We start from the raw sequence: 1,865 nt of genomic DNA on the forward strand, positions 1-1,865 counted from the left end.
GCGGGCCTGATTGACAGGGGGTAGGGACGGCCCGCCGGAAGCTTTCGGAATCAGTCGTCTGCCCAGATACCATCCGAGGTCGGGCTGCCATCGTCGAACTGCGACAGGTATTCCACCATCAGCGGGCGGTTGTCGATGAAGCCTTTGTAAGTGGCCAGTTCCTCGGGCAGGTCGCGGATCACCCGGTGCAGGCGGCGGGCCCATTTCGGCACTGTGACCAGATCCTCAAACCGGATCAGGTAGCAGCGGATCGGGAACACCAGCGCATTGGAGCGGGGTAGTCGGAAGAAGGTCTGCAGCTCGACCCGCAGGTGCTGCTTTTCGCCGATGTTCTCCATCGTCAGCCCCTGCTTCATGGTGCCCCATTTGTGGTAGTTCTCAGGCGAGGTGTCGAGCAGCGGATTGACGGTCATCGTCCAATTCAGGCGCCTGGCCGGCTGGCCCTGCTGAATGTTCAACAGGAACTTCAGCGCGCGCACAAAGATGCCCATTTCGTTCGCCTTGGGCACCGGAGCGTGCCATTCAAAGAAATTCATGCCGATGTCGAAATCGAGGCTCCAGTCCGCCTGGGTGGTGACCATGCCGGCGTCCATCCACAGGTTGTCGTCGCGCTGGTCCAGTACCGCAAAGTCGCCCTGGGTCTGACGGGTAATGTATTCCATCGGACCGTATGGCAGGGTGCTTTCGTCGAGGAAGGTGAAGGTATCGTCAATGCCCAGCGGTTTGTTCACCCAGCGCCAGCGGTTGCCGTCCTTATGCAGTTCGAACAGATCCGGGTATTCGGCCGCCTTGGCCTCCATGATCAGCTCGACCAGGTCCCAGCCGGCCAGCGTCATATGCGGCAGTGACTGACAGCGCAGCGGGTCGTTGGCCAGAACGCGGGCACGGTCCTTCATTTCCGCGACATAATGTTCGTCCACGTCAAAGGTGCGTTCGAACACCGAGCCTGGCCGGTAAGATTTATGCGGCTCCATGTTCACCGAATACATGTAGCTGTCTTCGTGGAACGGGAAGGGGAAACGTTTGATGGCCCAGTCCGAGTTCTTGAAGGTGAAATCGCCGTAGAAGGTTTCGTCGTTGAATTGAATGGTCATTTTCTTTTCCTCAGCGATCCAGAACCAGGGTCTTGCCCTCGAAACGTGAGACGCAGGGCATGATGTGTTTGCCGCCGGCCTTTTGTTCGTCGTCGAGCCAGTGATCGTAGTGCAGAAACTTGCCATCATAACCGACGACATTGGTTTCGCACTGGCCGCAGGCACCGCCGCGGCAGAGATAGGGGGCGTCAACGCCTGCTGCTTCGATGGCTTCGAGCAGTGACTGATGTTCGCCGACCTGGATCACCTTGCCTGAGACCGCCAGCTTTACCTCAAACGGCTTGCCGGAGGCCGGGGCCAGGAATTCCTCGGAGTGCACCGCCTCACGCGGCCATCCCATGTCCTCGGCGGTGCCATGTACCCAGTTGATCATGCCCTTGGGGCCGCAGACATACACATGGGTGCCCAGTGGCTGAGTGGCGATCAGGGTATTGAGATCGATCGCCTCGTCCTGGTCGTCATGATAGATATGCACCTTGCCCGGATATTTTGCTTTCAGCTCCTCGGCGTAGGTGCCAAGCGAGGCGTTGCGCACCGAGTAGTGCAGCTCGAACTGGCCCCCCATCATGGTGAGCTGATGCATTTGCGCCATGAAAGGCGTGATGCCGATGCCGCCGGCCAGCATCAGGTGTTTCTTGGCGCGCAGATCCAGCGAGAACAGGTTCACAGGGTTGGAGATCACCATCTCCATGCCCTCTTTCACCTGGCTGTGCATGAATTTGGAGCCGCCGCGGCCTTCGTCATCGCGCCGCACGGAGATGGTATAGGCGC

General features: G+C 59.3%; 2 protein-coding genes. Both read right to left on the reverse strand.

Going from position 1 to position 1,865, the window contains the following annotated elements:
* Positions 1-50: 50 nt before the first annotated feature.
* Positions 51-1,094 (reverse strand): DUF3445 domain-containing protein, encoded by a 1,044-nt coding sequence (locus tag A2I95_RS34695; protein ID WP_027256645.1) that lies wholly within the window; start codon positions 1,092-1,094, stop codon positions 51-53.
* 10 nt (positions 1,095-1,104) lie between these two features.
* Positions 1,105-1,865 (reverse strand): PDR/VanB family oxidoreductase (locus A2I95_RS34700; RefSeq protein ID WP_291737108.1); only part of this gene is annotated, 761 nt, incomplete at its 5' end.

Source organism: Leisingera sp. F5 (assembly GCF_001593695.1).

Excerpts from the sequence above, each read along its gene's own strand:
- A2I95_RS34695 (WP_027256645.1), bottom strand. The coding sequence starts at position 1,094 with ATGACCATTCAATTCAACGACGAAACCTTCTACGGCGATTTCACCTTC.